The sequence below is a fragment of the Lapidilactobacillus concavus DSM 17758 genome (assembly GCF_001435835.1).
Lineage (GTDB): Bacteria > Bacillota > Bacilli > Lactobacillales > Lactobacillaceae > Lapidilactobacillus > Lapidilactobacillus concavus.
This window is the reverse complement of the sequence record NZ_AZFX01000096.1, coordinates 42,826-47,528: the sequence shown is the minus strand read 5'-3', so window position 1 is coordinate 47,528 and position 4,703 is coordinate 42,826. Positions and strand designations below refer to the sequence as shown.

Here is a 4,703-nt window from a genome sequence, read left to right as displayed (position 1 = left end):
TATTCGTGGATAACCATAGGCACGATAATTATTTTCCCAAATCAATTTAATTTTTTACGCGCGTTTTATAATCAAGTTAGCCAAATACTTTTAGCTAATTGATAAAATAAAAAACACCAAGACAAATCTCTGTTATCATTGATGTTCCTACACAAACAATGAAAGAGGTTATTGTCTTGATGCAAGAACAGAATACCACAGTCAGAAAAAAAGGTCAGCACCTAACTTCGTTTGAACGAGGCAGAATTGCTACGCTGCACAGCCAAGGCTATTCCAATCGTGCAATTGCCAGAGCGCTTAATGTTTGTCATCAAACAATCAATAATGAATTGTGCCGCGGCGAGATCGACCAAGTAAAAAAAGTGAATGGTCAACGCCAATATTACGCTGTATACTCACCAGAAACAGCACAAGCTAAGTACGAAGCTAATCGATCCCACTGTCATCGACCTTTGAAACTCGTCGGTGTCGCTGATTTTATCGACTATTTTACGACTCATTTGCGTCAAGATGGTTGGTCGCCTGATGCAGCAGTAGGACGTGCCAAACTTGAAGGCTTATATCAACCTGAGGAGATGGTCTCGACCAAGACGCTATACCACTATATTGATGCCCAGTTACTTGAAGTCCGTAATCTTGATCTACTCGAAAAAACGCGCCACCGTGCTAAACATCATCACTCGATCAAGCACAAGCGTCTGGCCGGACGGAGTATTGATGAACGGCCTAAAAGTATCGACCAGCGCCAAGAGTTCGGCCATTTCGAATTGGACACCGTGGTGGGCAAGCGCAACGGTCAAGAGAGTGTGATCTTAACGCTGATCGAGCGTCAATCCCGCTGCCAAATTATACGTTTGATCGATGGTCGTGATGCCGATTCAGTCAACTATGAGCTGGCCAAGATCTGTCAAGAATACGGATCAATCATGAAGTCAGTTACTGCCGATAATGGCGCTGAGTTCTCGGAAGTTGGCGCTGTACTTACCGGTGTCGCTGACCTTTATTATGCCCATCCATATCGTTCCTCTGAGCGTGGGACTAACGAAGCGCATAATCGAATGATCCGCCGCGATGTACCCAAGGGTCTATCCATGGATATTTTGGGTCCTCATGATATCCAAGCAGTTGAGTCAAAGCTAAACAATTTACCGCGCCGGCAAACTGGCTATCAAACACCCAAAGAGCTTTTCTCCGCTGCTTCCGCCGGTTAAGTTAAGTCCATAAAATATGAATATTAATGAAAATACTGATTTAATAGGATTTATCGTGTGGCTAATTTGTTCTTGCAATTTGGGGTTGATTATTTTAATGAAGATAGTGGTAATTATTATTTAGGGCCACTTCGTTGCGAACATTATGTTTTGGTGACAGGTGAAGATTATGTTGATATTTTTAGTGATAGACCGCCAGAAGTAAAATTCTGGGTAACTGATGATATTGAAGGCAATGATCATTTAGAGGATTTTTTGAAGGATGATTAACATTGATGACTTATTTTAAATTTTGGCATCATTACTTTGGCTTTAAAGGAAAAGCTTCGCGAAAGGAGTTTTGGATTCCTTTCGCTGTCAATAGTGTTATCCAGCTAATCATTTTGGGATCAGTAGGAACTAAAGCATTTACAGTGTTGGGTATGATGCTTGGAAATGGCGGCACGATGTTAACATCGGATTATCAAAAAGTTCAAATTGCTTTCGCTGTTTAGTCGGGGTTTCAAGCCATAATGATGATTCCATATTGGGCGATTTGTATTCGGCGATTTAGAGATGTTGGCATTGCTTGGTACTGGTTGCCAGTTGTTGCTGGAATAGTACTGGCCCTCACAGCATCAGTTAACACCTTTGGGCTTAAGACATTATATACACCTGCTAACATATTAGTCGCAATTTGTGGCGTGGCATTATTCTTCATCTTGGGATCGCCAAGTAATTTCGTTAAACGAGCAGATTCACCAAAGCGGGATGATTGATAAATAGCTGACGAGTAAGGATATGATGAAACGAAATATCAAAAACGTTTTATCATTTATCTCAGCTTGGAAGTCATCTACTGTTGTGATAGGGACCATCCAGTAAATATCTAATATCTATGTGGCAGAAAATGGCGACATGTCCAGAATCCCGGTGTTTTGAACGAGTAATCTGATTAAAAATCTAATCATTATGTTTTAGGCAGATAATACTAAAATAGGCAGTCAATCACCGATTGAGTTCAACGATGATTAGCTGCCTATGTTTATTTAAATTCAAGTGTTATTTTATTTCAAAATTCTAAGATGATCGTGATCTTTGGCAATCATCTGCAGGAAGGGCGTGCGATTAACAATTCCTTGATAACTTGAGAGACGGTCTTCGACGATCTGATCAATCAAGTCGTTCGAAACACAACCTTCAATCAAAATTCCGTCACCGTCGACATTATGGCGATAATCAACAAGCATAGTTGAGGGTGTCCGCTTAACGCCAAGTTCGCTGGCAAGTTGGCGGTCGGCATCGCAGAGGTCTTTGACCAACTGACTATTACGATCTTCCCAGAAGGTTTGGGAATCGAGCCCTACTTCGGTCACAACGTTTTTAATAAGCGTGTCCGAATATTTCTCGTGTTGCTGATTGATGTGTTTTTGTAAGCTGAGGATAAACGCTCGTGCTTTCTTCTTGCCCTGAAAGGAAGCCGCTTTGAGATCTAAAAGTGAAGCGTAAGTCACGTTGGTAATATGATTACGTAGATCTAAGTCGTGCAAATCGAGTTCATTTCGCTCTAGATAGTCGTTGACAATTTGCAAATTCGTCAGTGGAACCACATTAATACGTGCCTTTTGATGATGATAATCCAAACTGTTAATAATATTGCGTTCTGTTTCTAAACAGACGCCACCAATAGGATTAACAAACATAAAGATTTCTAACAAGATGCTTCCTCCAGTGTGAATGAAACGATACAAGAATGATTAACAAACGCGACAAGTGATATTTTAGCCTGAATAGAAAAACATTTCAATTTATATGATTGGTCACTGCCCGTTGAATCTTGTTTGTGACCTTTCGTGGGGGGATTTGAAAACGCTGCAAGAGTCGTTGATAAAATGTTTGTGCAAGTTGTGGCTGGGATGTTTCTAATTCCAACTCATAATCAACATGCCCGTTTGGATACGTCGTCTGGTCCAAGGTTAGTTCACCTTCAGCCAGACTTGCAATTCGTCGTGTAGTGGTTGCTTCAGCAAAAAGTTGTAAATCTGTCACATTTAAACCACGTGTTTTCAAGGCAGCTGCAACTTCACCATGCGGTTGAATTTCTTTCGTACGAGCTTGTGCCAGCGTCAAGACATCAGTCGTCTCAATTAATTGATGCTGGCTAGGATCGACTTTTTCCGTCGGTTGCTTGAGCGTTTGTTCCGCATGGTCTGAAAAACGGCGAATACGCAAGCCACAATGTTGCTGCTTCAACTGCTGATCTGGCGTATCGAAATAATAATTTGTTTGCTGGAATGGGGATGCAAATGAGTAGCTTGACAACAGTCGCTCGAATTCAGTTTCTGTGAGTAAATTTTTGAATTCAATTTCAACCTGAGCCATTCTCGCACCTCCAAATGTATGCTATCATCTTTGCGTCAAATTTGAATGAGATATGATTGGAAAACTAACAAACTACAATTTGAGCAAATAGTTTGTTGTGGGAGCCGTTGAACTGAAGTTACTGCAGACAATGGTTGTTCCTGCTGTGGGTCGTTGAACCGAAGTTGCTACAGACAATGGGCATGCTAACATGTGGGGCCGGTTGCAGCTCTTTTTGAAACGCGTTCTGCAAGGCAGCAGTCTGTGCTTAACAACAATTTCTAAACGATTCGTAAACGAATCATTCAGAAATTATCGTTAATGCTCAACTGCTAACCGCCTTGCTCCACGCTCTACTTCAAAAAGGAGCTTTCGCCTAAAACTTGTAGCTTTTGTTACACAAAATCTAAAGTTTTGCCCGTGCTATAAGCTCGAAACGTGTTTCGAGTTTATAGCACTGTCACTGCAATCATGCCCATTGTCTTCCGCAACTTCTGATTTAGTCAGTAACTCAAGATAACTGGGTAAGATTTGTTGGCAGCAAATTTCTTCGAACGAAAACTAATGATCGTACATAAAAAACGTGATTGCGTCAAATGGCAAAATTGAGATACGACAAATATTTAAATTCACGCCAAATTACTTGCTTAGTTTGATTGAAAATGACCAGTTTTTTGGCGTGAATATTTGTATTATTCGTGTGTCTAGAATGACAAATTGAGAAAATCGATTTTTTTAACTTCCGTTTGCCGAAGTCGCTACGGAAAATAGTTGTTCGTGCTGTGTGGCCGTTTACAGCTCTTTTAGCAAGCTAAAAGTAGCTTTCGACTAAAATTGGAGCCTTCAAAGTTCGAAGTCTCCAATTTACCCGTTCTGTAAGTCCGCAAACGCCTTGCTTCACGCTCTCGCAGTTTAACAGAATTTTCACAGCATCACAACCATTTTCCTTCGCAACTTCTGATTTAGACTTAACAATTGAAAAACTGGTTCATTAATCTATGCTAATTTATACTTCTTAATTTCAAAACCACAGTTCCGCCTTCACCTCTGAGTCAGGGAACAGAGTGGAAAGTTGTTGCCGTGCTGTGAAAATGTTGTTAATCCGCGTGGGCCATGCGGGTTTACAACATGGGACAAACATTAGACTTCGCG

General features: G+C 40.9%; 6 protein-coding genes. 4 read left to right on the top strand and 2 right to left on the bottom strand.

Features of this window, described 5'->3' with window-relative positions:
* Window positions 1-179: 179 nt before the first annotated feature.
* From FC15_RS08910 to FC15_RS09210, 4 genes are read left to right on the top strand one after another with little or no spacing between them, the layout of a single operon-like run.
* Window positions 180-1,211 (top strand): IS30 family transposase, encoded by a 1,032-nt coding sequence (locus FC15_RS08910; protein WP_057825920.1) that lies wholly within the window; start codon window positions 180-182, stop codon window positions 1,209-1,211.
* A 57-nt stretch (window positions 1,212-1,268) separates the two neighbouring features.
* A complete protein-coding gene (locus tag FC15_RS08905; RefSeq protein WP_057825918.1) occupies window positions 1,269-1,481 on the top strand; it encodes a hypothetical protein in 213 nt (70 codons plus the stop codon).
* Window positions 1,482-1,486: 5 nt separating this feature from the next.
* Window positions 1,487-1,705 carry a DUF805 domain-containing protein gene (locus tag FC15_RS08900; RefSeq protein ID WP_146979175.1) on the top strand — a complete coding sequence of 73 codons (219 nt, stop codon included), beginning with the start codon at window positions 1,487-1,489 and terminating at the stop codon, window positions 1,703-1,705.
* Window positions 1,706-1,723: 18 nt separating this feature from the next.
* Window positions 1,724-1,969 carry a hypothetical protein gene (locus FC15_RS09210; protein WP_146979176.1) on the top strand — a complete coding sequence of 82 codons (246 nt, stop codon included), beginning with the start codon at window positions 1,724-1,726 and terminating at the stop codon, window positions 1,967-1,969.
* Between the two features lie 288 nt (window positions 1,970-2,257).
* Here the strand turns inward: FC15_RS09210 and FC15_RS08890 are convergent, their stop codons facing one another.
* A complete protein-coding gene (locus tag FC15_RS08890) occupies window positions 2,258-2,908 on the bottom strand; it encodes a DsbA family protein (protein WP_057825912.1) in 651 nt (216 codons plus the stop codon).
* Window positions 2,909-2,993: 85 nt separating this feature from the next.
* Entirely contained in the window at window positions 2,994-3,572 is a 579-nt protein-coding gene (locus FC15_RS08885) for a CYTH domain-containing protein (RefSeq protein WP_057825910.1), read from the bottom strand.
* Window positions 3,573-4,703 lie beyond the last annotated feature (1,131 nt).

Coding starts and splice junctions, on each gene's coding strand:
- FC15_RS08900 (WP_146979175.1), top strand. CDS start 1,487: ATGACTTATTTTAAATTTTGGCATCATTACTTTGGCTTTAAAGGAAAA.
- FC15_RS09210 (WP_146979176.1), top strand. CDS start 1,724: ATGATGATTCCATATTGGGCGATTTGTATTCGGCGATTTAGAGATGTT.
- FC15_RS08910 (WP_057825920.1), top strand. CDS start 180: ATGCAAGAACAGAATACCACAGTCAGAAAAAAAGGTCAGCACCTAACT.
- FC15_RS08885 (WP_057825910.1), bottom strand. CDS start 3,572: ATGGCTCAGGTTGAAATTGAATTCAAAAATTTACTCACAGAAACTGAA.